Origin of the sequence: Qipengyuania mesophila (genome assembly GCF_019711655.1) — a bacterium.
Classification (GTDB): domain Bacteria; phylum Pseudomonadota; class Alphaproteobacteria; order Sphingomonadales; family Sphingomonadaceae; genus Qipengyuania; species Qipengyuania mesophila.
In genome coordinates, this window is sequence record NZ_JAIGNU010000004.1 from 90,124 (window position 1) to 117,052 (window position 26,929).

The 26,929-nt window shown below is 64.9% G+C and carries 22 protein-coding genes; 12 read left to right on the top strand and 10 right to left on the bottom strand.

Annotated features, from left to right (window positions below):
• Positions 1–86: 86 nt before the first annotated feature.
• On the top strand, positions 87–2,360 hold the full coding sequence (gene glyS / locus K3181_RS14675; protein WP_221603874.1) for a glycine--tRNA ligase subunit beta: 2,274 nt from the start codon (positions 87–89) through the stop codon (positions 2,358–2,360).
• Between the two features lie 113 nt (positions 2,361–2,473).
• Positions 2,474–5,137: a pyruvate, phosphate dikinase gene (gene ppdK, locus K3181_RS14680; RefSeq protein WP_221603875.1), complete on the top strand. Its 2,664-nt coding sequence runs from the start codon at positions 2,474–2,476 to the stop codon at positions 5,135–5,137.
• On the opposite strand, the gene K3181_RS14685 is transcribed toward ppdK, so the two are convergent.
• Positions 5,134–5,892 carry a class I SAM-dependent methyltransferase gene (locus K3181_RS14685; protein WP_221603876.1) on the bottom strand — a complete coding sequence of 253 codons (759 nt, stop codon included), beginning with the start codon at positions 5,890–5,892 and terminating at the stop codon, positions 5,134–5,136. The genes ppdK and K3181_RS14685 overlap by 4 nt on opposite strands.
• A gap of 54 nt (positions 5,893–5,946) precedes the next feature.
• Here K3181_RS14685 and K3181_RS14690 point away from each other — a divergent pair, with 54 nt between their 5' ends.
• The 4 genes from K3181_RS14690 to K3181_RS14705 all read left to right on the top strand — a co-directional run bounded on the left by K3181_RS14690 (position 5,947) and on the right by K3181_RS14705 (position 9,773).
• Positions 5,947–6,699, top strand: a complete 753-nt coding sequence (locus K3181_RS14690) for a double zinc ribbon domain-containing protein (protein ID WP_345725516.1) — start codon at positions 5,947–5,949, stop codon at positions 6,697–6,699.
• 392 nt (positions 6,700–7,091) lie between these two features.
• Entirely contained in the window at positions 7,092–7,424 is a 333-nt protein-coding gene (hisI, locus tag K3181_RS14695) for a phosphoribosyl-AMP cyclohydrolase (protein WP_247715190.1), read from the top strand.
• A gap of 32 nt (positions 7,425–7,456) precedes the next feature.
• Complete coding sequence (locus tag K3181_RS14700) at positions 7,457–7,915, top strand: MerR family transcriptional regulator (RefSeq protein WP_221603879.1); 459 nt, start codon at positions 7,457–7,459, stop codon at positions 7,913–7,915.
• Positions 7,916–7,967: 52 nt separating this feature from the next.
• Positions 7,968–9,773 carry an acyl-CoA dehydrogenase C-terminal domain-containing protein gene (locus tag K3181_RS14705; RefSeq protein ID WP_221603880.1) on the top strand — a complete coding sequence of 602 codons (1,806 nt, stop codon included), beginning with the start codon at positions 7,968–7,970 and terminating at the stop codon, positions 9,771–9,773.
• Between the two features lie 55 nt (positions 9,774–9,828).
• Here the strand turns inward: K3181_RS14705 and K3181_RS14710 are convergent, their stop codons facing one another.
• The 5 genes from K3181_RS14710 to tyrS all read right to left on the bottom strand — a co-directional run bounded on the left by K3181_RS14710 (position 9,829) and on the right by tyrS (position 14,504).
• Entirely contained in the window at positions 9,829–10,524 is a 696-nt protein-coding gene (locus K3181_RS14710; RefSeq protein ID WP_221603881.1) for a dienelactone hydrolase family protein, read from the bottom strand.
• Entirely contained in the window at positions 10,524–11,441 is a 918-nt protein-coding gene (gene cysK, locus K3181_RS14715) for a cysteine synthase A (protein WP_221603882.1), read from the bottom strand. The genes K3181_RS14710 and cysK overlap by 1 nt, the downstream gene beginning before the upstream one ends.
• On the bottom strand, positions 11,438–12,748 hold the full coding sequence (locus K3181_RS14720; RefSeq protein WP_221603883.1) for an MFS transporter: 1,311 nt from the start codon (positions 12,746–12,748) through the stop codon (positions 11,438–11,440). Before K3181_RS14720 ends, cysK begins: the two co-directional genes overlap by 4 nt.
• A gap of 74 nt (positions 12,749–12,822) precedes the next feature.
• Positions 12,823–13,161: a PilZ domain-containing protein gene (locus tag K3181_RS14725; protein WP_221603884.1), complete on the bottom strand. Its 339-nt coding sequence runs from the start codon at positions 13,159–13,161 to the stop codon at positions 12,823–12,825.
• 113 nt (positions 13,162–13,274) lie between these two features.
• The gene (gene tyrS / locus K3181_RS14730; protein WP_221603885.1) at positions 13,275–14,504 is read right to left on the bottom strand and encodes a tyrosine--tRNA ligase; all 1,230 of its coding nucleotides are present in this window, start codon (positions 14,502–14,504) and stop codon (positions 13,275–13,277) included.
• Between the two features lie 32 nt (positions 14,505–14,536).
• Between tyrS and K3181_RS14735 the strand changes: the two genes are divergently transcribed.
• The 4 genes from K3181_RS14735 (at position 14,537) to K3181_RS14750 (ending at position 19,146) form a co-directional block, all read left to right on the top strand.
• Positions 14,537–15,079, top strand: a complete 543-nt coding sequence (locus tag K3181_RS14735; protein WP_221603886.1) for a DOMON-like domain-containing protein — start codon at positions 14,537–14,539, stop codon at positions 15,077–15,079.
• A complete protein-coding gene (locus K3181_RS14740) occupies positions 15,076–16,278 on the top strand; it encodes an exo-beta-N-acetylmuramidase NamZ family protein (RefSeq protein WP_221603887.1) in 1,203 nt (400 codons plus the stop codon). The genes K3181_RS14735 and K3181_RS14740 overlap by 4 nt, the downstream gene beginning before the upstream one ends.
• Entirely contained in the window at positions 16,278–17,753 is a 1,476-nt protein-coding gene (locus K3181_RS14745) for a tetratricopeptide repeat-containing sulfotransferase family protein (RefSeq protein ID WP_221603888.1), read from the top strand. The genes K3181_RS14740 and K3181_RS14745 overlap by 1 nt, the downstream gene beginning before the upstream one ends.
• A gap of 112 nt (positions 17,754–17,865) precedes the next feature.
• The gene (locus tag K3181_RS14750) at positions 17,866–19,146 is read left to right on the top strand and encodes a spinster family MFS transporter (RefSeq protein WP_221603889.1); all 1,281 of its coding nucleotides are present in this window, start codon (positions 17,866–17,868) and stop codon (positions 19,144–19,146) included.
• Here the strand turns inward: K3181_RS14750 and K3181_RS14755 are convergent.
• The gene (locus K3181_RS14755; RefSeq protein ID WP_221603890.1) at positions 19,143–19,976 is read right to left on the bottom strand and encodes a DUF817 domain-containing protein; all 834 of its coding nucleotides are present in this window, start codon (positions 19,974–19,976) and stop codon (positions 19,143–19,145) included. The genes K3181_RS14750 and K3181_RS14755 overlap by 4 nt on opposite strands.
• Positions 19,977–19,980: 4 nt before the next feature.
• Positions 19,981–21,162: a vWA domain-containing protein gene (locus K3181_RS14760; protein ID WP_221603891.1), complete on the bottom strand. Its 1,182-nt coding sequence runs from the start codon at positions 21,160–21,162 to the stop codon at positions 19,981–19,983.
• A 124-nt stretch (positions 21,163–21,286) separates the two neighbouring features.
• Here K3181_RS14760 and K3181_RS14765 point away from each other — a divergent pair, with 124 nt between their 5' ends.
• On the top strand, positions 21,287–22,687 hold the full coding sequence (locus K3181_RS14765) for a methyl-accepting chemotaxis protein (RefSeq protein ID WP_221603892.1): 1,401 nt from the start codon (positions 21,287–21,289) through the stop codon (positions 22,685–22,687).
• Between the two features lie 57 nt (positions 22,688–22,744).
• On the opposite strand, the gene K3181_RS14770 is transcribed toward K3181_RS14765, so the two are convergent.
• A complete protein-coding gene (locus tag K3181_RS14770) occupies positions 22,745–23,599 on the bottom strand; it encodes an AAA family ATPase (protein ID WP_221603893.1) in 855 nt (284 codons plus the stop codon).
• 89 nt (positions 23,600–23,688) lie between these two features.
• Here K3181_RS14770 and K3181_RS14775 point away from each other — a divergent pair, with 89 nt between their 5' ends.
• A complete protein-coding gene (locus tag K3181_RS14775) occupies positions 23,689–24,909 on the top strand; it encodes a bifunctional alpha/beta hydrolase/OsmC family protein (RefSeq protein WP_221603894.1) in 1,221 nt (406 codons plus the stop codon).
• Here K3181_RS14775 and parE read toward each other — a convergent pair.
• Complete coding sequence (gene parE, locus K3181_RS14780; RefSeq protein ID WP_221603895.1) at positions 24,906–26,882, bottom strand: DNA topoisomerase IV subunit B; 1,977 nt, start codon at positions 26,880–26,882, stop codon at positions 24,906–24,908. The two genes, K3181_RS14775 and parE, sit on opposite strands and share 4 nt — an antisense overlap.
• Between the last annotated feature and the right edge of the window lie 47 nt (positions 26,883–26,929).

Consider the following 26,929-nt stretch of genomic DNA (forward strand, 5'->3'; position numbering starts at 1 on the left):
CTTGTCGAAGCATAGGCAGGAGGCTTGCCCAGCGCGTGGCCTTCGACAGGCTCAGGCTGAGCGGATGTTTGCTGGGGAGGCAGCCAATGTCTGACTTCCTTCTCGAACTGCGCAGCGAAGAAATCCCCGCCCGCATGCAGGCGGGAGCGCGCGCCGAGCTCGAAAAGCTGTTCCGCCGCGAGATGGAAGCCGCCGGCGTGTCGGTCGGCGACATCACTGTCTGGTCGACCCCGCGCCGTCTCGCGCTGATCGCGCGCGGCCTGCCGCAGGCCACCGAGGCGGTGAGCGAGGAAGCCAAGGGCCCGCCCGAAGGCGCGCCCGATGCCGCGATCGACGGTTTCTGCCGCAAGAACGGCGTCACGCGCGAGCAGCTCGAATTGCGCGACGTGAAGGGCCGGAACACCTGGTTCGCGGTGATCGAGAAGCCGGGCAAGGCGACCGTGGACCTCCTCGCCGAGGCGATCCCGGCGATCGTCCGCGACTTCAGCTGGCCGAAATCGATGCGGTGGGGCGCCGCCTCGATCAGCACCGAGTCCCTGCGCTGGGTGCGCCCGCTGTCGGGCATCGTCGCGCTGCTGGGTGACGAAGTGGTCGAATGCGAGGTGCACGGCGTCACCTCGGGCTCGGTCACGCTCGGTCATCGTTTCCACCATTCGGGCGACATCACCATCGGCAATGCCGACGATTACGCGATGAAGCTGCGCGCGGGCCATGTCATCGTCGACCACGCGGAACGGCAGGACCTGATCCGCGCCGGCGCGGCCAAGGTCGCCTCCGAAGCCGGTCTCACGCTGGTCGAGGACGAGGGGCTGGTGATCGAGAATGCCGGCCTCACCGAATGGCCCGTGCCGCTGCTCGGCCGCTTCGAGGAGGATTTCCTCGAGGTCCCGCCCGAGACGATCCAGCTCACCGCGCGCGTGAACCAGAAGTATTTCGTCTGCGAAAACGACAAGGGCGAGCTCGCCAACGCCTTCATCTGCACCGCCAATATCGCGGCGGAGGATGGCGGCGCGCGCGTGGTCGACGGCAACCGCAAGGTCCTCGCCGCGCGCCTGTCCGATGCCCGCTTCTTCTGGGACGTCGACCGCAAGAAGACCCTCGCCGAACACGCCAAGGGGCTCGAGCGCATCACTTTCCACGAAAAGCTGGGCACCGTCGCCGACAAGGTCGACCGCGTCGCCAAGCTGGCGCGCTGGCTGGTCGAAGAGAATATCGTCACCCCGGACTTGATCCGGGGTGGTGCTTCCTCCGGCGCCGCAGAAGACAAGCACAACCCCGGCTCGGGGGCCGGGGTGACGAAGGAGCAGCTGGCGGACTGGGCCGAGCAGGCCGCGCGCCTCGCAAAGGCCGACCTCGTCACCGAAATGGTTGGGGAGTTTCCCGAACTGCAGGGCCTTATGGGTGGCTATTACGCCCGCGCGGAGGGCCTGCCCGATGCGGTCGCCGACGCGATCCGCGATCACTACAAGCCGGTTGGGCAGGGCGACGAAGTCCCGACAGCGCCGGTCACGGTGGCGGTGAGCTTGGCGGACAAGCTGGATAACTTGGGTCGTTTCTTCGCAATCGAAGAAACCCCAACCGGGTCGAAGGATCCCTTTGCGCTTCGCCGAGCTGCATTGGGAGTACTCTCGCTCATCCGAGAGAATGACCTAGATTTCAACATTTTCGATGCGATCAAATCTGCGATCTATCAGGGATCACATGACATTTCGGAAGATGACGCTTCCGGTCGAACATGGCGTCCTATCTATGGTTTGAACGCCTTCTTTGTGGATCGGCTTAGGCAAATCCTAAAGTCCGAGGGTCGTAGGCACGACCTTGTAGATGCCGTAATTCCCGAGGGCGATGTTGGCTTCAACGTAAAGATCGCCATCGCATCATCCGTCGCGTTGCAGGATTTTCTAGCTACCGAAGACGGCGCCAACCTGCTCGCCGGCTACAAGCGCGCCGCCAATATCCTCAAGAAGGAAGACTGGCTCGGCGTCGAGGGTGAAATTGCCCGTACCGGCGAGGAAGACCCGCTGGCACTGGTCGACGATCCCGACATGAAGGCGGTGATCGACGCGAAGATGGCCGAGCGCCATGCGAAACAGCTTTCCTACACGCCCGAGCCGGCCGAAAAGGCTCTGATGGATGCGCTGGCGCAATCGGAACCGGCAGCTGCGCGAGCCATTGAGGCGGAAGACTTCTCCGGCGCTATGGCGGCGCTCGCATCGCTGCGCGCACCGATCGACCGCTTCTTCGAAGAAGTGACGGTAAACGCGGATGAAGAAATGAAGCGGGCAAACCGGCTCGACCTGCTTGCGGCCTTCCGTGCTGCAGTGCACAAAGTGGCCGATTTCAGCCGCATCGAGGGCTGATTTCGCGCCCGCGCCACTGTCCGTCACCTTACGCAAAGGTGATGGAAATCAGCGGCTTGTAAGATTTTGATCGGGTGACGGGGTGTAACCTTCGTCACCCCGGAAGGGACACGATGAACGATACGGTCTTCACCTTCGGCGGCGATGCGCCGCATACGAATGCACGGCAGAAGGACAAGACCGTTACCGGCGGCAAGGGTGCCAACCTGGCCGAAATGGCGAGCATCGGCCTCCCGGTCCCCCCGGGCTTCACCATCGCGACCGAGGAATGCCTGAAGTATCTCGCGGGCGGCTCGGATTTCTCCGACAAGCTGCGTGGCGACGTCGCCGCGGCGCTGAAGCATGTCGAGAAAACCGTCGGCAAGGGCTTCGGCGATGCCGCCGACCCGCTGCTCGTCTCGGTCCGTTCGGGCGCGGCGATCTCCATGCCCGGGATGATGGACACCGTCCTCAACCTCGGCCTCAACGACGAGACCGTGAAGGGCCTGGCGCAGACCAGCGGCGACGAACGCTTCGCCTGGGACAGCTACCGCCGCTTCATTCAGATGTATGGCGACGTGGTGCTCGGCGTCGATCACGGCCTGTTCGAGGAAGCGCTCGAAATCGCCAAGGAAGAGCAGGGCTATTACGCCGATACCGAACTGAGCGCCGAGGAATGGAAGGCTCTGGTCGCCGAATACAAGGCGATCGTCGAGCAGGAGCTGGGCACGCCGTTCCCGCAGGACCCGGTCGAACAGCTGTGGGGTGCGATCGCCGCAGTCTTCGACAGCTGGGATACCGAACGCGCCAAGATCTACCGCCGCCTCAACGACATCCCGCACGACATGGGCACCGCCGTCAACGTACAGGCGATGGTGTTCGGAAACATGGGCGATACCAGCGCCACCGGCGTCGCCTTCACCCGCGACCCCTCGACCGGCGAGAAGGCCTATTACGGCGAATGGCTGGTGAATGCACAGGGCGAGGACGTGGTCGCGGGCATCCGCACGCCGCAATACCTCACCAAGGCGCGGCGCGAGGCGGCGGGTGCCGACAAGCCGAGCATGGAAGAGGCGATGCCCGAGGCTTTCGCCGAGCTCGCGCGCCTGTTCGACCTGCTTGAGCGGCATTACACCGACATGCAGGACATCGAGTTCACCGTACAGCAGGGCACGCTGTGGTTGCTCCAGACGCGCAACGGCAAGCGCACCGCCAAGGCCGCGCTCAAGATGGCGGTCGACATGGTCGGCGAGGGGCTGATCGACGAGAAGACCGCGATCCTGCGCGTCGATCCGATGGCGCTCGACCAGCTGCTCCACCCGACGCTCGATCCCGATGCGCCGCGCGACGTGCTGACCACCGGGCTTCCGGCGTCGCCCGGTGCGGCGAGCGGCAAGATCGTGCTCGATGCCGACACCGCCGAGACTTGGGCGGGGCGGGGCGAGAAGGTCATCCTCGTCCGCGTTGAGACCAGCCCCGAGGACATCCACGGCATGCACGCGGCCACCGGCATACTGACCGCGCGCGGCGGCATGACCAGCCACGCGGCCGTGGTCGCGCGCGGCATGGGTCGTCCCTGCGTCTCGGGTGCCTCGCAGGTCTCGATTTCGCGCGAAGGGCGAACGCTAACGATCGGCAATCGCGAGCTTTCGGAAGGCGATGTCATCACCATCGACGGCGCCAACGGCCAGGTGATGGCGGGCGAGGTCGCGACCATCGAGCCCGAGCTCGCGGGCGATTTCGGCACGCTGATGGAATGGGCCGACAAGCATCGCCGCATGCGCGTGCGCACCAATGCCGAGACCGAGACCGAATGCCGCATGGCACGCCAGTTCGGGGCCGAGGGCATCGGGCTGTGCCGCACCGAGCACATGTTCTTCGACGCGGGCCGGATCAGCGCGGTGCGCGAGATGATCCTTGCCGACAGCGAGAAGGGCCGCCGCGCCGCGCTCGACAAGCTGCTGCCCGAACAGCGCAGCGATTTCGTCACCATCTTCGAGGTGATGGCCGGGCTGCCCTGCACGATCCGCCTGCTCGACCCACCGCTCCACGAATTCCTGCCGCATGGCGACGGCGAATTCGAGGATCTGGCCGAGGCGACCGGGGTCCCGATCGAGAAGCTGCGTCGCCGCGCGGGCGAATTGCACGAATTCAACCCCATGCTCGGCCATCGCGGTTGCCGCCTTGGGATCACCTATCCCGAGATCTACGAGATGCAGGCGCGCGCGATCTTCGAAGCCGCCTGCCAGGTGGCGCAGGGCAGCGGCGAGGCGCCGGTGCCCGAGATCATGATCCCGCTGGTGGCGACGCGGCGCGAGCTCGAATTGCTCAAGGACGTGGTCGACCGCGTCGCGCAGGAGGTCTTCGCGGCCACCGGCACCACGCTCGAATATCTCGTCGGGACGATGATCGAACTGCCGCGCGCCGCGCTGATGGCGGGCGAGATCGCCGAGGTCGGCGAGTTCTTCAGCTTCGGCACCAACGACCTCACACAGACCACGCTCGGGGTGAGCCGCGACGATGCCGGGCGCTTCCTGACGACCTATGTCGACAAGGGCATTTTCGCGCGCGATCCCTTCGTCAGCCTCGATGTCGACGGGGTCGGTCAGCTGGTCGAGCTCGCCGCCGAGCGGGGCCGGGCGACGCGCGACGGGCTCAAGCTCGGGATCTGCGGCGAACATGGCGGCGACCCAGCGAGCATCGCCTTCTGCGAGGCGACCGGGCTCGATTACGTCAGCGCTTCGCCCTACCGTGTGCCGATCGCGCGGCTCGCGGCGGCACAGGCAAGCCTGCGCTAGTCATTCCAGCCGGTTAGCGTCAGGATCTCGAAGCTTTCGAGGACCCGGCCCTTTGTGTTGGCGGTCTTGCGGAAGGCGGTTTCGGCGCGTTCGAGCGCGGCCTTGCCGAGCGGCGGCGGGGCGCTCGCCAGCGCGCTGCCGAGACCCTGGTCGCGCAAGTCGGAGACCAGCCGGTCGAGCGAGCCGAAGGAGACCGTCAGCGTCCGGCTGTCGACCACCTGGCGTTTGAACAGCGCGCGCTGCAGCAGCGCAGCCGCGGCCTGGTTGTCGACCAGCGGATGCATTCGCGCCGCCGGTCGGTCGGGCTCCGCCGCCAACATTGCCCGGCGCAGATTGGGTAGGCTGCCCGCGCCGAGGAAGCTGGCGATCATCATCCCGCCCTCGGCCAGTGCGTTGCGGATATGAAGCAGCGCACCGGGCAGGTCGTTGACCCGGTCGAGCGAGGCGAGGCTGACCACGAGATCGTAGGGCGCCCCGACGATCGGCGATTCCTCGTCGAGCGTCGCGACATCCTCCTCCTCGACCTGCGCCCCGGCGCCGCGCAGCGACAGCGCGAGCGTCCCGGTCCAGTCGCCGATAACGAGCACGCGCTGCGGGTTCATGCGGACGAATTCGAGCCGGTCGAGCACGTCCTCGACCATGTCGTCGAGGATGTAGCGGGCCGCATTGCGATGCGCCTGGCGGACCCGAGCCCGGCGCAGCCCGGCGGTGCGACGGCGGCGCGAGAAGATGCGGGGCGGGGCGGGATTAGCCATCGCATTGCCCCTGCCGCGCTTGCCAGTGCGGTGCAAGCGGTGCAGCCTGCGAAGGTGTCGACAAGCCGCTTCCTCGCCACGAGCCTCGCGCCGCTGGTGGACTTCGTCTATCCGCCGCGGTGCCCCGCATGCGGCGGCGGCGTGGCCGAGCAGGGCGGCTTGTGCGCCGGCTGCTGGGAAGGGCTGGTGATCCCCGGCGAGCCAAGTTGCGCCTCCTGCCAGCGCCCCTTCGGCGACAGCGGTCCGAGGGCGGGGGCGATCTGCGCGCTCTGCCTCGCCCGGCCGCCACGGCACGACGGGATCGCCGCGGGCACGCTCTACACAGACGTTTCGCGCCAGCTGGTCCTTGCCTTCAAGCACGGTCGCCGGATCGCCCTGGCGCCGATGCTGGCCCGCCTGATCGCCGCGCGATTGCCTGCAGCGGATGCCGAGTGCCTGATCGTCCCCGTCCCGCTCCATCGCTGGCGCCTGTGGCGACGCGGTTTCAACCAGGCGGCACTGCTGGCCCGCGAACTGCAGGCGCTGGGGTATGGAAAGCTCAGCGTCGACGCGCTGGTCAGGCCCAAGCCGACGCCCGCGCTCGGCGGGCTGGGCCGGAAGGCACGAACACGGGCGCTATCGGGAGCGATCGCGCTGAATGCGCGCCGAGCGAAGCTCGTCGATGGCCGCGACATCGTGCTGGTCGACGACGTGCTGACCAGCGGGGCGACCACCGACAGCTGCGTTCGCGCGCTCAAGCGTGGCGGTGCGGCCAGCGTGACCATCGCCTGCTTTGCAAGGGTGCTAGACGAGGCACGCGATGCCTGAACCGAAAACGAAACGCCCGGGACCTTGCGATCCCGGGCGCCACGTGACGAATTTAACCGGACCTGCCTTTCGGCGTCGGTGCAGCCCCCCAGCATGCACCATGGGTCCATCCCTCATCGTTACCGGATGCGCCGCGTAAACCCTCGATCGCGGCAGCGGATCCGTGACCCCCTGAACCTGGCGCTCTGTTGGCACCTGCTCCGGTGGGCAGGCTTCACGTGCCTGCGGAGGCATGTGTCGCTTAAATGGCGTCTCGAACAAACAACCATTTGCAGGACCGCCCGATTTTGGGTCGACTTTGTGGTTATCTTGCAACAAGTGTGGCCGCCAGGTTCGAGGCGAAGGGTAATATCGTGAGTGACGAGAACGAGCGCGAGGCGGGAACGAGATTCATGCCCAAGTTCGACGACAAGGGCCTGCTGAGCGCGATCGTCGTCCATCACGAGACTCGCGAGGTATTGATGCTTGGTTTCATGGATGCCGAGGCGCTCGCCGCCACGCGCGAGACCGGTTTAGCCCATTTCCATTCGCGGTCGCGCGGCAAGCTCTGGAAGAAGGGCGAGAGCTCGGGCCACGTCCTCGTAGTCGAGGAAATCCGCGTCGATTGCGATCAGGATGCGCTGCTGCTGATCTGCCGACCGGCGGGCCCGACCTGCCACACGGGTGCGCCGAGCTGTTTCTATCGCCGGCTTGACGACGGTGTTCTCCAACCCGTCAAGACTTGACGCTTACGTAAACGTGCGATTATGTGCAGCGCATGACCAAGCCGCTGCCCAAGGACTTTCCCGCCGAGAATGGCGACCGCCGCCATGCCGGTGCCCATATCGAGCGCCCCGATGAGCTCGGCCGCGAGCAATATTCGATCTCGGACCTGACGAGCGAGTTCGGCTGCACCGCCCGCGCGCTCCGGTTCTACGAGGACGAGGGGCTGATCGCACCGTCACGGATCGGCCTGACGCGAATCTATTCCAAGCGCGACCGTGCTCGGCTCGCCTGGATCATGCGCGCCAAGAACGTCGGGTTCTCGCTCACCGAAATCCGCGAGATGATCGACCTCTACGACCTCGGTGACGGCCGCGTCGAACAGCGCCGTGTCACGGTCGAGAAATGCAAGGCGCATGTCGCCAAGCTCAAGGAACAGCGCGACGACATCGACAGTTCGATTCACGAACTCACCGAATTCATCGACCACATCGAAAACTTCGATTCCGACTGACTAGCCTCCCACCGGCGAAATGCCGGCCAAACCCAGACCCAAGGACACGCAGATGCCCAGCTATACCGCGCCGACCCGCGACACCCGTTTCATCGTCAACGAGCTGCTCGACCTCGCCAGCTACGGCAATCTGCCGGGCTTCGAGATGGCGAGCGCCGACGTTACCGATGCGGTGATCAACGAAGGCGGCAAGTTCTGTTCGGAGGTCCTCGCCCCGCTGAACCTGCCGGGCGACCAGGAAGGGTGCACGCGCAACGAGGATGGCTCGGTCACCACGCCCAAGGGCTTCAAGGACGCCTTCGACAAGTTCCGCGAAGCGGGCTGGGGCACGCTTGCCCAACCCGAGGAATTCGGCGGGCAGGGGCTGCCGCACGTGCTCGGCTTCGTGATGGAGGAATTCATCTCCTCCGCCAACCAGGCGTTCGGCATGTATCCCGGCCTTACCAATGGCGCGATCTCGGCGCTGATCGCCAAGGGTAGCCAGGAACAGAAGGAAATGTACCTGCCCAAGATGGTGTCGAACGAGTGGACCGGCACCATGAACCTGACCGAGCCGCATTGCGGCACCGATCTCGGCATGATCCGCACCAAGGCCGTGCCCAATGGCGACGGCTCCTATGCGATCACCGGCACCAAGATCTTCATCTCGGCCGGCGAGCACGACATGAGCGACAATATCATCCACCTCGTGCTCGCCAAGACGCCAGGTGCGCCTGACAGCACCAAGGGTATCTCGCTCTTCGTGGTGCCCAAGTTCCTCGTCGATGAGGACGGCAACCCGGGCGAACGCAACGGCGTGATGTGCGGTTCGATCGAGCACAAGATGGGCATCCACGCGAACTCCACCTGCGTGCTCAACTACGATGGCGCGACGGGCTGGATGGTCGGCGAGGAGAACAAGGGGCTCGCCGCCATGTTCATCATGATGAACGCTGCGCGCCTCGGTGTCGGCATCCAAGGGCTCAGCCAGGCCGAAGTCGCGTACCAGAATGCGGTCGCCTATGCGCTCGACCGCCGCCAGGGCCGCGCGTTGACCGGCCCGGCCGATCCGGAAGCGCAGGCCGACCCGATCTTCGTTCACCCCGACGTGCGCCGCATGCTGATGGACGCCAAGGCCTTCACCGAAGGCATGCGCGCGCTGTGCCTGTGGGGTGCCCTGCTGGTCGATCTGACCCACAAGGCGCAGACCGAGGAAGAACGCGCCGAAGCCGACGCGATGATCGGGCTGCTGACCCCGGTCATCAAGGGCTACGGCACCGACAAGGGCTATGAAGTCGCCACCAACATGCAGCAGGTCTTCGGCGGGCACGGCTACATCGAGGAATGGGGCATGAGTCAGTTCGTCCGCGATGCCCGTATCGCCCAGATCTACGAAGGCACCAATGGCGTGCAGGCGATGGACCTGTGCGGCCGCAAGCTCGCCAGCAAGGGCGGCGCGGCGATCCAGGCCTTCTTCAAGGCAGTGGGCGAGGACATCGCAGCGGCCAAGGGTGACGAAGAGCTCCGTCCGCTCGCCGAGGCGCTGGAGAAGGCGCTCGGCCAGCAGCAGGCCGCGACCATGTGGTTCATGAACAATGCGATGCAGAACCCCAACAATCTCGGCGCGGGCGCGCATCACTACATGCACATCATGGGCATCGTGACGTTGGGCTGGATGTGGTTGCGCATGGCCAAGGTCGCCCAGGCGGCGCTTGCCGACGGCACCGAAGACAAGGCGTTCTACGAAGCCAAGCTCGCCACCGCGCGCTACTACATGGACCGTTTCCTGCCCGACGCCGGCGCGCTGCGCCGCAAGCTCGAAGCGGGCAGCGACAGCATGATGGCGTTGGGCGAAGAGGCATTCGCTACGGCTGCGTAAGGTTTCGACCTTCTAGAAATTGAAAGGCCCGGGTTTCGGCTCGGGCCTTTTCGTTTCAGCCGAGCAGTTCGTCGAACATGGCATGCATCGCCGCCCAGCTCTGGCGGTCGGCGCTGGCGTCGTAAGCCGGGTTGGGCGATCCATCGAGCATGCGTGGATTGGTGAATCCGTGCTCCACCCCGGAATAGCTGTGGAAATGCCAGTCGGCCTGGACCGCGTCCATTTCCTTCCAGAAGCCGGTCACCTGGGTGCGCGGGACGAGTGCATCGGCATCGCCGTGGCAGACGAGGATCCGCGCCGGGATCGGCTTGTCGGCGGGCAGGCCGGTTTCGAGCAGCCCGTGGAAGCTGACGACGGCGGCGAGTTCCTGTCCGTCGCGCGCCATTTCGAGCACCGCCATCCCGCCGAGACAGAATCCGATTGCCAGCTGCGGCAGGCCGGGTTCGAGTTCACGGAGCAGGTCGATCGTCGCGCGCAACCGATTTCGCATCGCCTGCGGGTCAGCGCGGAGCCGGCCCATGGCGATGAAGGCCTCTTCGAAATCCGCGGGGGCTTCGGGACCGTAGAAATCGCCGATCAGCACGGCATAGCCTGCCTCGACCAGAAGCCGCGCCTTGGCCTCGACGCCGGGAGTGGAATTCATGAAGGTCGGAAAGATCGCAACCGCGGCGCGGGGCGTGCCCCTAGGTCGCGCGTGGAGAGCAGTCAGCTCAACCGCGCCATCGGCATATCCGACCTTGTCGAACTCCATCACTCGGGCAGGAAGTCGGGCACCGAAAGATAGCGCTCGCCGGTGTCGTAGTTGAAGCCGAGCACGCGCGAACCGGCGGGCAGGTCGGCGAGCTTCTTCTTGATCGCCGCCAGCGTCGCGCCGCTCGAGATGCCTACGAGCAGGCCCTCCTTCACCGCGCACTGGCGCGCCATTTCCTTGGCGTCCGCCGCATCGACCTGGATCGCGCCTTCGATGACGTCGGTGTGGAGGTTGCCGGGAATGAACCCCGCGCCGATGCCCTGGATCGGGTGCGGGCCGGGCTGGCCGCCACTGATGACGGGCGAGAGTTCGGGCTCGACGCCCCAGGCCTTCATGTCGGGCCAGCTCTTCTTGAGCACTTCGGCACAGCCGGTAAGGTGGCCGCCGGTGCCGACGCCGGTGATGAGTGCATCGATCGGCGTATCGGCGAAGTCGTCGAGGATTTCCTGCGCGGTGGTGCGCGCATGGACCTTCCAGTTGCTTTCGTTGTCGAACTGGCTCGGCATCCACGCGCCCTCGGTCTGCTCGACCAGCTCCTGCGCGCGCTCGATCGCTCCCTTCATGCCCTTTTCCTTGGGCGTCAGGTCGAAGCTCGCGCCATAGGCGAGCATCAGCCGGCGACGCTCCACGCTCATGCTTTCGGGCATAACCAGGACGAGCTTGTAGCCTTTGACCGCGGCGGTCATCGCCAGTCCGATTCCGGTGTTGCCGCTGGTCGGCTCGATGATCGTGCCGCCGGGCTTGAGCTTGCCCGCCTTCTCGGCATCCTCGATCATGGCGAGGCCGATACGGTCCTTGATCGAACCGCCTGGGTTGGCGCGCTCGCTCTTCACCCAGACCTCGTGGTCGGGGAACAGGCGGGCGAGGCGGATGTGCGGGGTGCCGCCGATGGTGGCGAGGACGGAGTCGGCTTTCATGGCATCTGCTCCTGCAATGTCTCTTCGGGGGGAGTGTCTATCAATTCTTCGGGAGGGTCAAAGGTCCGGGTCGTCCGCAGGACAGGGAATATCCGCGCCCAGACGACGACGGTTACGATCGCCCCCGCGCCGCCGCCGACTACGGCCAGCACCGGGCCGACGAGATAGGCGAGGCTGCCCGAGAAGAAATCGCCGAACTCGTTCGAGGCGCTGATCGTCAGCAGGCTGACCGACGACACGCGGCCGCGCTTGTCGTCGGGCGTGTGCAGCTGGATCAGCGACTGGCGGATATAAACGCTGAACATGTCCGCCGCGCCGACGATGAACAGCATGGCGAGGCTGAGCGGCATCCAGGTCGACAAGCCGAAGACGACGGTGGCGAAGCCGAAGAGCGCGACCGCGCCGAGCATCTTGGGGCCGACATTGGTCTTCAGCGGGCGGAAGCTGAACCATAGGGCGGTCAACGCGGCGCCGACCGCGGGAGCCATGGCGAGCTGCGCGAGGCCGGTCTCGCCGACCTCGAGGATGTCACGCGCGAAAACCGGGAACAGCGCGGTCGCCCCGGCAAGAAAGACGGCGAAGAGATCGAGCGTGATTGCGCCAAGGACCATCTTGTTGCGCACGACATAGCGCAGCCCCTCAACCATCTGGTGGATCGGACGCTTGTTGGCTTCGCGCGGCGGCTGCGGCACCCTGCCGATGAAAGACAGCGCGGTCAGCGCCACCGCGAACAGCGCGCAGGCGACGACATAGGGCAGGGCGGGGAGGATCGCGTGGGTGTAGCCGCCGATCGCAGGCCCCACGATCATGCCCACCTGCCACGCAATGCTCGACAGCGCGATGGCGTTGGGAAGGATCGCCTTGGGGACGAGGTTGGGGGCAAGCGCCGACAGGGCGGGGCCGTTGAACGCGCGCACCACGCCGAGCACGATGGCGACGCCGAAGAGGGCAGGGAGGGTGAGGTTGCCGCTCGCGGTCAGCCATGCCAGCACCGCGGCACAGCCGAATTGCGCGATCACGGTCAGGCGTGCGATTGTGCGGCGGTCGAAATGATCCGCGGCCCAGCCCGAGAAGGGCGTCAGCAGGAACAGAGGCACGAATTGCAGCAGGCCGATCAGCGCCAGCTGGCCCGAGGCTGCGGCGACCCCCAGCCCGCTGTCGCGGGCGATGTTGTAGGTCTGCCAGCCGATGATCAGCATCATCGCATATTGCGCCAGCGTCATCGTCAGCCGGCTGAGCCAATAGGCACGGAAATTGGCGATCCTGAGCGGCGAGGATCCGGATGAGGGTGTCTCGGTTTCGGTCACGCCGGACGCATGGCAGGCCCGCCTTCGCTTGTGAAGACGGGCCTGCTTGTCGTTCTAGAAGAAGGCTTTGGGGACTAGCGCTGTTTGCGTAGCCGCGGGTTGGGCTGGAGCGTGTCGATCATGGCGACGAAATCGTCGATGCGGATGATCCGTTCAAACTGGAAGCCGGCGCGATTGTCGCGCGTCCAGATGCAATAGGCCTCGATCCGGCCGATGACCGGGAGGCGCACAATCACGCGTTCGCCGCGGCCGACGCCGTCGGCATTGTCGATCATGAAGCCGTTGGCGGAAATATTGGCGATGTGCAGCCGCACGTCACCCTTGCCGAAATGCTCGGCAATCACCGGATGGTCTACCGGGTGACGCGCCATCCGCCGCTGGTCGGTTACGCTGAGTTGGGCTCCGACAGCCATTCTGGCGATCCTTTTGCAACGATGCAGTTAGGTTGATTCCTATGCCCGCAAAAGGCTGCCAAATGGTAAACCCGAAACCGGTTTCGCCAACAAATCCTGCCGCTTGGCATGTGTCAGCGACGCAGAATCGCGTGCTTCTTCTTGCCCAGGCTGAGCTTGGCTTCGTCTTCCGCCGTGATGCTGACGAGAAAGCCCGGATCGGTGATCGTTTCGCCGTCCAGCTTGACCGCGCCCTCGGCCAGCTTGCGCTTGGCTTCGCCGTTGGAGGCGGTGAAACCGAGCGCGGTGAGAACCGCGCCGATGCGCATTCCCTCATCACCCACTGCCAGCGAGGGAAGGTCTTCCCCCGCGCCGCCGCCAGCGAAGGTCTCGGCTGCGGTTCGTTCGGCAAGTCCCGCTGCTTCCTCACCCCGAACGAGTTTGGTTACCTCGGAGGCAAGGACCGTCTTGGCGCGATTGATCTCGGCGCCTTCGAGTGCTTCGAGCCGCGCGATCTCTTCGAGCGAGAGGTCGGTGAACAGGCGGAGGAAGCGACCGACATCGCGGTCGTCGACATTGCGCCAGTATTGCCAGAAATCGTAGTTCGGCAGCTGCGCCTCGTTGAGCCACACTGCGCCCGCAGCGGTCTTGCCCATCTTGGCGCCGTCGGCAGTGGTCAGCAGCGGCGTGGTCAGGCCGAAGAGCTCGCTGCCGTCCATGCGGCGGGCGAGTTCCATCCCGTTGACGATATTGCCCCACTGGTCGCTGCCGCCCATCTGCAGGCGGCAACCATAGCGCTGTGCCAGCTCGCGGAAATCGTAGGCCTGCAGGATCATGTAGTTGAACTCGAGGAAAGTCAGCGGCTGTTCGCGATCGAGCCGCAGCTTGACCGAATCGAAGGTCAACATGCGGTTGATGGTGAAGTGCGGGCCGACATCGCGCAGCAGCTCGATGTAACCGAGTTGGCTGAGCCATTCGTCATTGTCGACCATCACCGCGTCGGTGGGCCCGTCGCCGAAGGTCAGCAGGCGCTCGAAGACCTCGCGGATGCCGGCGATATTTGCCGCGATATCCTCCGACGTGAGCATCTTGCGGCTCTCGTCCTTGCCGCTCGGATCGCCGACCTTGGTCGTGCCGCCGCCCATCACCACGATCGGCTTGTGGCCCGCCTGCTGGAGCCGGCGCAGCATCATGATCTGGACGAGGCTGCCGACATGGAGCGAAGGCGCGGTCGCATCGAAGCCGATATAGCCGGGCACAACCTGCTTGGCTGCGAGCGCGTCGAGGCCCGCGGCGTCGGTGACCTGGTGAATGTAGCCGCGCTCTTCGAGCAGGCGCAGGAGATCGGACGAATAGTTGCTCATGACGAAGCGCCCGCTAGCAGGTAAGAGACGGCATGGAAACGTATCGATTGCGGCCTCATCCGGCCCATCCCCCGCTGGCGGTTTCGGGCATCGAGGCACGGATTGTCGGCGTCGATGAAAACTGGCTTCGTCTACGCTGGCGGATCGAGGGTTCGAGCGATCTCGTGATCCCGACATTCGCTGGGAAGGGCCGGGCCGATGGCTTGTGGCAGACGACCTGTTTCGAACTCTTCCTCCGGCCTGGGCCTGGCGAGGCCTATTGCGAGTTCAACCTGTCACCGTCCGAGCGCTGGAACGCCTATGATTTCACCTCCTATCGCGAGGAAATGCGCGAGCACGCCATGCCGCGCGAACCGTCCTGCACCATCCGCCAAGGCAGCAGCTTTGCCATCTTCGATGCCGCGATCCCGCGTACCGGACTGCCTACTGCCGACTGCGCCATGGCTTTGGCCTGTGTCATCGAGGAAACCGGTGGGCGGAAGAGCTACTGGGCCCTGGACCACCGCTCGGACGCACCCGATTTCCACGATCCCGCTTGCTTCACCGCGCAGCTTCCGGCACCGAGCCCGGCATGAAATTCGGCATTGATCGGCTCATCACCGAAGAGGAATTGCGCGCACCGCTCGAGGGCAAGCGAGTGGCGCTGGTCGCTCACCCGGCCTCGGTCACCGCGAGCCTCGACCATTCGCTCGACGCGCTGATCGATCGCGGCGTCAACGTGAGCTCCGCCTTCGGTCCGCAGCATGGGCTGAAAGGCGACAAGCAGGACAATATGGTCGAAACCGCGGACGAGACCGATCCGCAATACGGCATCCCCGTCTTCAGCCTCTATGGCGAAGTTCGCCGCCCGACCGGCCAGATGATGTCGAGCGCCGACGTCTTCCTGTTCGACCTCCAGGACCTCGGCTGTCGTATCTACACTTTCGTAACCACGCTGCTCTATCTGCTCGAGGAAGCGGCCGAGGCGGGCAAGGCGGTGTGGGTGCTCGACCGGCCCAATCCCGCCGGCGGGCCGGTCGAGGGCACGTTGCTCGAGCCCGGTCAGGAGAGCTTCGTGGGTGCCGCGCCCATGGCCATGCGCCACGGCCTCACCATGGGGGAGATGGCACGCTGGTTCGTCGACCATTTCAAGCTCGACGTCGATCTCAAGGTAATCGAGATGCGCGGCTGGACGCCGGGCAAGGCGCCGGGCTATGGCTGGCCCGAAGACCGCATCTGGATCAATCCCAGCCCCAATGCCGCCAACCTCAACATGGCCCGCGCCTATGCCGGCACGGTCATGCTCGAAGGCACCACGCTGAGCGAGGGCAGGGGGACCACGCGCCCGCTCGAAGTGCTGTTCGGCGCGCCAAATCTGGATGCCAAGGCAGTCCTGGCCGAGATGCATGATCTGGCACCGGTGTGGATGCGCGGCTGCGCGATCCGAGAATGCTGGTTCGAACCGACCTTTCACAAGCATGCCGGCACCTTGTGCAACGGGCTGATGGTCCATGCCGAGGGCAAGTTCTACGACCATCACGCCTTCCGCCCCTGGCGGCTCCAGGCACTGGCGTTCAAGGCGATCCGCCGCCTTTACCCCGACTATCCGCTATGGCGCGATTTCCCCTATGAATACGAGTTCGACCGGCTCGCGATCGACGTCATCAACGGGGGGCCGGCGCTGCGCGAATGGGTCGACGATGCCGCAGCAGTGCCCGATGATCTCGACGAGCGCGCAGAGGCGGACGAGGCCGCCTGGCGCGAAAGCATCGCCCCGCACCTGATCTACAGCTGATGACCGCGACGGGGGATGCGCTCTCGCGAGAGGCGGCATTGCTCTATCGATCGGGCCGCTTCGATGCGGCGCGCGAGGCCTATGGGCGCTTGCTGGAGCGAGATCCGCGACGCCCCAACGACTGGCTCAATTATGGTCTCCTGTTGAGAATGAAGGGCGACTTCCATGCGGCGCTATCTGCCTATGATGCCGCCTTGCAGAATGGTGCAGCGCGAGCCGAGGAAATCCATCTCAACCGCGCCGTCATTCTGGTCGATGACCTTGCCAAGCCGGATGAAGCACTCGACGCTCTTAAGGCGGCGCTGGACATCCGGCCAGACTATGTTCCGGCGCTGCTCAATCTCGGAAACATTCACGAGGATGCGGGCGACCGTGATGCGGCCCGGCAGGCCTATGGGAGGGCGCTCGAACTCGAGCCGGACAACCCCATGGCGCTGATGCGTCTTGCCGATGTCACTCGGTTCGAAGGGCCGGACGATCCGCTCATCGCGCGCCTGCGCAAGGCGGTCGGGCGGACCGACCACGCCGCGCTCGAACGCGCTGACCTGGGCTATGCGCTGGGTCGTGCGCTCGACCAATGCGAGAACTATGACGAGGCATTTGCCGCCTATCGTCTCGCCAACAAGGGCAGCCGCGCGCTCGCCCCGCATCCTTATGATCCGGCCGGAGCGGAACGCTTCATCGACGCGCTGATCGCGGGCTTTCCTTCCCGAGGTAGCGAAGCAAGCGAGAGTGATCCGTCACCCATATTCATCTGCGGAATGTTCCGGTCGGGATCGACGCTGGTCGAGCGGATCCTGTCCGCGCACAGCCAAATCACGGCCGGTGGCGAATTGCCGTTTCTGCCGAACATGGTTCGCGAGCGCTTGCAGCCCTATCCGCAGTCGCTCGCCGGGCGAGGGGAAGCCCTCTACGCCGAACTGCGCAAACTCTATCTCGATGGCCTGGCACGGACGGGCCTGTCGGGCCAGCGCTTGACCGATAAACGACCGGACAACTTCCTCCATGTCGGGCTGATCAAGCGCCTGTTTCCCGATGCGAAGATCGTCCTGACCCGACGCAATCCGCTCGATAATTGCCTGTCGGTCTATTTCGCGCATCTCGACCCCGCGCTGACCTATGCATCTTCGCTGGAGAGCGCGGTGCACTGGTACCGCCAACACGAGAGGCTGGCATCGCATTGGCAGGCCTTGTTCCCGGACGACGTGCATTGCGCGGATTACGACGCACTGGTGGCAGATCCCGGCTCCGAGGTCGCGCGGCTGCTGGAATTCCTGGGTCTCGACTGGGAGGATGCCTGCCTCAAGCCGCACAGCGGCAGCGGACATGTCCGCACCGCCAGCGCCTGGCAGGTCCGCGAACCGCTCTACACGCGGTCGTCGGGACGATGGCGAAACTATCGCGCGCATCTGGACGCGCTTCTCGATGTTTTCGGCGAGTCTGAAAATCTCGGCCCTCCCGCCCGGAAAGGTTGACCGTCGGGCCGACCGTTCGTTCGATTTTCGATCAACACCCTTGACGAAACGGCCTAGGCAAGGAAGCTTGGCCGGAGGTGACGGGCATACCCGCGCTTCGGGAGAGAAATGAATGGCGACTGCGGCGGTACGGCAGACCGGTGGGTCGGTGCGGGTCACCCTGTGGATCCTGCTGGTGGTCTACATCTTCAATTTCATCGATCGCCAGATCGTCAACATCCTGGCCGAGCCGATCGCCAGGGACCTCAGCCTCAGCGATACGCAGATCGGCTTGATGACGGGGCTCGCCTTCGCGCTGTTCTACACCGTGCTCGGCCTGCCAATCGCGCGCTATGCCGACCGGCCGTCGACGAGCCGTCCGCGACTAATCGCGCTGGCGCTGGCCGTGTGGTCGGCGATGACCGCGCTGTGCGGGCTGGCGCAGAACTTCATCCAGCTGCTGCTCGCGCGGATCGGCGTCGGTGTGGGCGAAGCCGGCTGCACGCCCGCGGCGCATTCGCTGATCAGCGACATGGTGCCCAAGGAACGCCGGGCCTCGGCGCTTGGCTTCTACGCGCTCGGTATTCCCACCGGCACCGTGCTCGGGATGATCATCGGCGGGCAGTTGGTCGACGTGCTGGGTTGGCGCCACGCCTTTATGATCGTCGGCCTGCCGGGCATCGCGATGGCGGTGGTCGTCTGGTTTGTCCTCAAGGATCCGCGCTATGGCGCGAACATCGCAGGCACGGGCACGCCGCAGCCTCTACCGACGGGCGACGCTTTGCGTTCGATCCTCTCGAGCCGGGCGCTCGTCCTGCTCCTGATCGCGGCATCCTCGGCCGCATTTCTCAGCTATGGCAAGGTCACCTGGGCGACGATCTTCTTCCAACGCACGCACGGGCTTACTCCCGGACAGGTCGGGCTGTGGTTCGGCATCGTCAACGGGGCGGGGGGAATCCTCGGAACCTGGCTCAGCGGCAGGCTCGCCGACCGTTTCGGCGCCGAGAAACGCCAGCACGTGCTCACCGCCGCCGCTGTCGGCATGCTGCTCGTCGCGCCGCTTTCGATCTGGGGGTATTCGGCGGAGGACTGGCGGGTCGCGCTGGCGATCCTGTTCTTCCCGGTCTTCTTCGGCGCACTCTATTACGGCCCGACCTATTCGAGCGTGCAGGGGCTCGTCACCCCGCAGTCGCGCGCCCTGGCATCGGCGGTGCTACTGTTTTTCCAGAACCTCATCGGGCTCGGGCTCGGTCCGCTCCTGTTCGGCATGCTGTCGGACGGCCTCAAGCCGATCTATGGCGAGGACAGCGTGCGCTGGGTGCTCTACTGCGCCAGCGTCATGAGCCTGATCCCCGCCTTCTTCTTCTGGCGCTGCAGCCTGCGGCTCGACGAGGAACTCGACCGGAAGGGCTAGTCGGGTTCGCGGACGGGCGAGACGAGTTCGACCAGCACGAAGCTGATCAGCATCAGCAGGAACCAGCTGCCGAGCTTGGCGAAGCTCACCATCTGCCAGCCATCCTCCTGCCCCGGATAGCGCCAGGCGCGGGCGAAGGTGCCGATATTCTCCGCACCCCAGATGAACAGCGCAACGAGCAGAAAGCCGAGCAGCAGCGGCATCCAGCGATGGACGCGCCAATTGCGGAAATGGATGCGGGTGCGCCAGAACAAGAGCACGGTGGCGGCGAACAGCGCTAGCCGTATGTCGGGCAGCCAGTGATGCGCGAAGAAGTTGACGTAGATCGCCGCCCCCAGCGCCCAAGTCGTCCAGCGTGGCGGAGAGGCGGTGAAACGGAAATCGAAGATCCGCCAGACGCGCGCGATATAGCTGCCGACGGCGGCGTACATGAAGCCCGAGAACAGCGGCACCGCGCCGATGTGGAGCACGCTCGCTTCGGGATAGATCCACGATCCCGCCGCGGTCTTGAACAACTCCATCAACGTACCGACGACGTGGAAGAGGAGGATCACCTTCGCCTCGGCCAGGGTTTCGAGCCGGAAGGCCAGCATCCCGCCCTGGATAGCGAGTGCAGAGAGGGTGAGGAAATCGTATCGATGCAGCGGCGCATCGTCGGGGTAGAGGAAATGCGTCGCCAGCAGCAGCGCCAGCATCAGACCGCCGAACAGGCAGGCCCACCCCTGTTTGAAACCGAACAGTAGGAATTCGTAGAGCCACAACCGCCAGCCCGTACCGGGATCGAATTGCTCGAGGCGAAGGCGAACCGCCTCGAAACGGCTGTGTTTCAAGCCCCTATCCCTGCTTGCGGCTCAACTCGCGCATGGCGTCGTCGAGACCGTCGAGCGTCAGCGGATACATGCGGTCGTTGACGATGTGCTTCATCACCTTTGTCGACTGCGAATAGCTCCACTGCTTCTCGGGCACGGGGTTGAGCCACACGGTCGCGGGATAGGTGTTGACCACTCGCTGCATCCAGGTGGCGCCGGCTTCCTCGTTCATATGTTCGACGCTGCCGCCCGGATGCGTGATCTCATAGGGGCTCATCGCGGCGTCGCCGACGAAGATCACCTTGTAATCATGGCCGTATTTGTGAAGCACGTCCCAGGTCTTGGTACGCTCTTGCCAGCGGCGGCGGTTGTCCTTCCACACGCCTTCGTAGAGGCAGTTGTGGAAGTAGAAGAATTCGAGATTCTTGAACTCGGTGGTGGCCGCGCTGAACAGCTCCTCGCACAGCTTGATGAAGGGATCCATCGAGCCGCCGACATCGAGGAACAGCAGCAGTTTCACGGCATTGTGCCGCTCGGGCCGCATGTGGATGTCGAGCCAGCCCTGCTTCGCCGTACCCTCGATCGTCGCATCGAGGTCGAGCTCGTCCGCCGCGCCCTCGCGCGCGAAGCGGCGCAGGCGGCGCAGCGCCATCTTGATGTTGCGGGTGCCCAGTTCCTTGGTGTTGTCGAGGTTCTTGAACTCGCGCTTGTCCCACACCTTGAGCGCGCGCTTGTGCTTGCTCTCGCCGCCGATCCGCACCCCCTCGGGATTGTAGCCCGAATTGCCGAAGGGCGAGGTGCCTCCGGTGCCGATCCACTTGTTGCCGCCCTGGTGGCGCTTTTCCTGTTCCTCGAGCCGCTTCTTGAGCGTCTCCATGATCTCGTCCCAGTCGCCCAGGCTCTTGATCTTCTCCATTTCCTCGGGCGTGAGGAATTTCTCGGCCACTGCCTTGAGCCAGTCCTCGGGAATGTCGACCGGGTTCTGGCCGTAATCGGTGAGGATGCCCTTGAAGGTTTTCTGGAACACCTGGTCGAACCGGTCGAGCAGGCCTTCGTCCTTCACGAAGGTCGCGCGGCTGAGATAGTAGAATGCCTCGGGTGATTGCTCGATCACGTCGCGGTCGAGCGCCTCGATCAGCGTGAGGTGTTCCTTGAAGCTTGCGGGAATTCCCGCCGCGCGCAGCTCGTCGACGAAATTGAAGAACATGCCCGGAGGTCTAGCGCGTGCCGAACGGCTGCACCAGTGCCGGAATCGCAAAGCATTTTTACGGTCCGCTAACCATCTGTCTTTATGGCGACCCGCAGCAAAAGATATCGGGGGTCACACAAGAATGGAACTCAGCGCGATCGATGCCCGTGGCGCATCGGCCCTGGACCAGATTCCGGAAGCTTGCGGCAAGGTAACCGTGGGCTGTTCGGACGTTGCAGGCATCGTCCAGGGAGTGATCGATTCCTTCGGCCATTTGCGCAGCGAATATGTCGAACTTCAGGGCACGGTGAGTGCGCTCGACGAAGACCAGCGCAAGGTGCTCGAGGCCAGCGACGAAGCTCGCCTGCTTTCCGAACGCGCGATCGAACGCCTCACCCATGGCTCGACCATGATCAGCAATTCGCTGAACGAGATCGGGAACCTCCTCAGCCTGGTCGAAACGCTGACCGAGCATGTCACCGGCTTCGCCGCAGCGATGGACCAAGTGCGCCGTTCGAGCCAGGAAATCGACCAGATCGCCGAAACCACCAACATCCTCGCGCTCAACGCCACGATCGAGGCGATGCGCGCGGGCGAGCAGGGCCGAACCTTTGCAGTCGTCGCCAACGAGGTGAAGGCGCTCGCCAGCGAGACCCGCAAGGCGACCGAAGAGATCGGGCGGACAATCGACATGCTGGGCAACGAAGCCGGCATGGTCATCGAGAAGATCGAAACGGGTGCCCAGGCGAGCAGCCAGGCCAAGAACTCGGTGAGTTCGATCGAAGACACGATGCGCAGCGTCACCGAGTTGCTGTCCGAAGTCGACGGCCAGCAGGACCTTATCGCCCGCAACACCGCGACCATTTCGGGCCACGTCCATCGGGTGCAGGATGTGCTCGGCGATTTCGATGGCGCGGTGAGCGAGAACGAGGAGAAGCTCGCGACTGCCCATGGCCGCATGGAAGAGCTCGAGCTGATTGCCAGCGACATGTTCGACAAGCTGGTCAAGGCCGGGCTGTCGCCGCAGGACAGCGCCATGGTCGAGAAGGCGCAGAGCCATGCGCAGGAGATCGTCGACATTGCCGAACAGGCCATCGCCGACGGCAAGCTGACGATGGACCAGCTCTTCGACCAGAACTACCAAAAGGTGCCGGGGACCAATCCGGAGCTGTTCCGCACCGGACTGAGCGACTGGGCCGATGCCAATTGGCGACCGATCAACGACCGCGTAAGCAATGAGGGCGGGGCGGTGATCATGTGCTCGCAGGCCGACATGAAAGGCTTCCTGCCGACGCATGTCAGCGAACACTCGCGCAAGCCGACCGGCGAACTGGTGCACGACACCAAATATTGCCGCAATGGACGGATCATTCTCGAAGGCGTCGATCACGTCGCCAAGACCACGAGCGATCCCTACACCATGGCGGTCTACCGCCAGGAAGGCGACGGCAAGAACTACCTCGTCGTGCGCAACGTCTACGTGCCGGTTCACATCAACGGCCGCCGCTGGGGCGACTTCGAGCTCGCCTACAGCTTCAACTGAGCTGACGCCTTTCTCCTGGGCAAGACGCCGGTTCGCGCAGAGGCGCGGGCCGGCGTTCTACGTCTGCCGGCGCGCCATGAAGGCAAGGCGTTCGAACATCATCACGTCCTGCTCGTTCTTGAGCAGCGCGCCGTGGAGCGGCGGGATCGCGGCGTTGGGATTGGCGTCCTGCAGCACGTCGAGCGGCATTTCCTCGTTGAGCAGCAGCTTGAGCCAGTCGAGCAACTCGCTGGTCGAGGGTTTCTTCTTGAGACCCGGCACTTCGCGGATCTCGTAGAAGACCTCCATCGCCTTGGTGACGAGGTTCTTCTGGATGCCGGGAAAGTGGACCTCGATGATGTCGCGCATGGTCTCGCGGTCGGGGAACTTGATGTAGTGGAAGAAGCAACGGCGCAGGAAGGCGTCGGGCAGTTCCTTCTCGTTGTTCGAGGTGATCACCACGATCGGGCGTTCCTTGGCCTCGATGCGCGTATGCGTCTCGTAGACGTCGAAGCTCATCCGATCGAGCTCCTGCAGCAAATCGTTGGGAAACTCGATGTCGGCCTTGTCGATTTCGTCGATCAGCAGGACGGGCAGCTCAGGTGAGGTGAAGGCCTCCCACAGCTTGCCCTTCTTGATGTAGTTCGAAATGTCGTGGACGCGCTCGTCGCCCAGCTGACCGTCGCGCAGGCGGGCCACCGCGTCGTATTCATAGAGGCCCTGCTGCGCCTTGGTGGTCGACTTCACGTTCCATTCGATCAGCGGGGCGTCGATCGCCTTGGCGATCTCGTGCGCCAGCACCGTCTTGCCCGTACCCGGCTCGCCCTTGACCAGCAGCGGTCGACGCAGCGTGACCGCGGCATTGACGGCCACCTTGAGGTCGTCTGTGGCGATATAGGATTTCGTGCCTTCGAAACGGGTCGGTTCGGTCATCGGTTTTCCCTTGCAACTTTACGTTAGCGTTAGGGGGCGGGCACGAGACACGCAAGGGGGCGTTGAGGGTTCAGACCCGAGGAGGACACATGCCGACCGAACGGCTCACCATTCCCACCACCCGTGGCTACGAACTGTCGGGAGCGCTTGAACTGCCGAGCGGGCTGGTGCGCGGCGCGGCGGTGTTTGCGCATTGCTTCACCTGCACCAAGCAGAGCCTTGCGGCGGTTGAGGTCACACGCGCGCTGGCGCAGCACGGGATCGCGACGCTGCGCTTCGATTTCACCGGGCTGGGGCAGAGCGGCGGCAATTTCGGGCGCGCGGGCTTCGCGAGCGACCTCGAGGATTTGATCGAATCGACCCGCTACCTCGCGGACCGCTTCGGCAAGGGACTGCTGCTCGTCGGCCATAGCCTCGGCGGGGCGGCGGTGCTGGCAGCCGCGGACATGCTGGAGGAGGATACTGTCGCCGCCATCGCGACCATCGGCGCGCCGGCCGAGGTCGAACACGTGCTCGGCACCATGAAGGGCGATTTCGCTGCCATCGAGCGCGATGGCGAAGGCGAGGTCGATATCGGCGGTCACCACTACAATCTCAGCCGCGACTTCCTGGAGGCGGTCCGAGAGGTCGACCTGCTCGCCAAGGTCAAGGCGCTGCGTATCCCGCTGATGTTCTGTCATTCCCCCACCGACGAGATCGTCGACGTCGACAATGCGGCACAGCTCTTCACCGCCGCCAAGCATCCCAAGAGCTTCATCAGCCTCGCCGGGGCCGATCACCTGCTGACCCGCAGCGAGGATGCGGGCTTTGCTGCCGGGGTGATCGCGAGCTGGGCGCATCGCTACATCCCGATGCGCGAAGACTGGCCGATGCCCGAGCAAGGCGTGGTGGTGAAGACGGGGCACGGGAAATTCGGCACCGAGGTGCATACGCACAGCCACCGTTTCCTAGCCGACGAGCCCACCAGCTATGGCGGCGACGACAGCGGCCCGACGCCCTACGATCTGCTCAACGCCGCGCTCGGCACCTGCAGCGCGATGACGATGAAGATGTACGCCGACCGGAAGGGCTGGCCGCTCGAGGGTGTCACCGTCACGGTCACACACGAACGCGACCACAAGGACGAGTGCAATCATGTCGCGGCGATGGAGGAGGGCCGCCAGATGCAGGCGCTCCACCGGCGAATCGAGCTACAGGGCGACGCGCTCGACGAAGACCAGCGCGCGCGGATTATCGAGATCGCCGACAAGTGCCCGGTTCACCGCACGCTCGAAGGCGTGCTGCACGTGCATACGAAGAGCGTCGACTAGGCGTCGATCATCTCGCGGTCGAACTCGCCGGCATTGTTCTGGATGAAGTTGAAGCGGTGCTCGGGGTTGCGGCCCATCAGCTGGTCGACGAGGTCCTTGACCTTGGCGCGGTCCTCGAATTCGGGCGGCAGGGTGATGCGGATGAGGCTGCGCGTGTCGGGATCCATCGTGGTCTCGCGCAGCTGGCCGGGGTTCATCTCGCCGAGGCCCTTGAAGCGACCGACCTCGACCTTCTTGCCCTTGAACACCGTTTCCTCGAGCTCCTTGCGGTGCGCGTCGTCGCGGGCGTAGCGGCTCTCCTTGCCCGCGGTCAGGCGGTAGAGCGGGGGCTGGGCGAGGTAGAGATGCCCGTTGCGGACCACCTCGGTCATTTCCTGGAAGAAGAAGGTCATCAGCAGCGTCGCGATATGCGCGCCGTCGACGTCGGCATCGGTCATGATGATGATGCGGTCGTAGCGCAGGTTTTCGGGGTCGCAATCCTTGCGCGTGCCGCAGCCCATGGCGAGCGTCAGGTCGGCGATTTCGCTGTTGGCGCGGATCTTGTCTGCAGTAGCGGAGGCGACGTTGAGGATCTTGCCGCGGATCGGCAGGATCGCCTGCGTCTTGCGGTTGCGCGCCTGCTTGGCGCTGCCGCCCGCGCTGTCGCCCTCGACGATGAACAGCTCGGTCTCGCCGTCGCCTTCGCCCGAACAGTCGGTGAGCTTGCCCGGCAGGCGCAGCTTCTTGGCATTGGTCGCGGTCTTGCGCTTGATCTCGCGTTCCTGCTTGCGCCGCAGGCGCTCGTCCATCCGCTCCATGACCTGGCCGAGCAGCGCCTTGCCGCGGTCCATGTTGTCGGCGAGGAAATGGTCGAAATGGTCGCGCACCGCGTTCTCGACAAGGCGCGCCGCCTCGGGCGAGGTCAGGCGGTCCTTGGTCTGGCTCTGGAACTGCGGATCGCGGATGAAGACGCTCAGCATCACCTCGGCGCCGGTCATCACGTCGTCTGCGGTGAGGTCCTTCGCCTTCTTCGCCCCGGTCAGTTCGCCGAAGGCGCGCAATGCCTTGGTCAGCGCGCCGCGCAGGCCTTGTTCGTGGGTGCCGCCATCGGGTGTCGGCACCGTGTTGCAGTACCAGCTGGTCGAGCCGTCGGAATAGAGCGGCCAGGCGATCGCCCATTCGACGCGGCCGGCTTCGTCGGGGAAGTCCTGACTGCCCGCGAAGGGCTGCGCGGTCACGCATTCGCGCCCGCCGAGCTGTTCGGCGAGATGGTCGGCGAGGCCGCCAGGGAACTTGAACACGGCTTCGGAGGGGACGTCCTCGCTGGCGAGGCTCTCGGCGCATTTCCAGCGGATCTCGACCCCGGCGAAGAGATATGCCTTGGAGCGCGCCAGCTTGAACAGCCGCTTGGGGCTGAACTGGCGGTCGCCGAAGATCTCGGTATCGGGCACGAAGCTGACCGTGGTCCCGCGGCGATTGGGGGTCGGGCCGAGCTGTTCGAGCGGGCCGAGCGTCTGGCCCTTTGAAAAGCTCTGCGCGTAGAGTTGCTTGTCGCGCGCCACCTCGACCCGCGTGTCGCTCGACAACGCATTGACCACCGAGACTCCAACACCGTGGAGGCCGCCGCTGGTGGCATAGGCCTTGCCCGAGAACTTGCCGCCCGAATGCAGCGTCGAGAGGATTACCTCGAGGGTGGACTTGCCGGGAAACTTGGGATGTTCGTCGACCGGCATGCCGCGGCCGTTGTCCGCGATGGTGATCCGGTTGCCCTCGTCGAGGCGTACCTCGATCCGCGTTGCATGGCCGGCAACCGCCTCGTCCATCGAGTTGTCGAGCACCTCGGCGACCAGGTGGTGCAGCGCGCGGTCGTCGGTCCCGCCGATATACATGCCGGGGCGGCGGCGCACGGGTTCGAGGCCTTCGAGGACCTCGATAGAGGAAGCGTCATAGTCGCCGGAGGAGGTCGGCGCATTTTCGAACAGATCGTCGGACATGGGTAAAGGCTATATCGCGCGCTTCTCTCTTCGAACAAGCGCGCGGG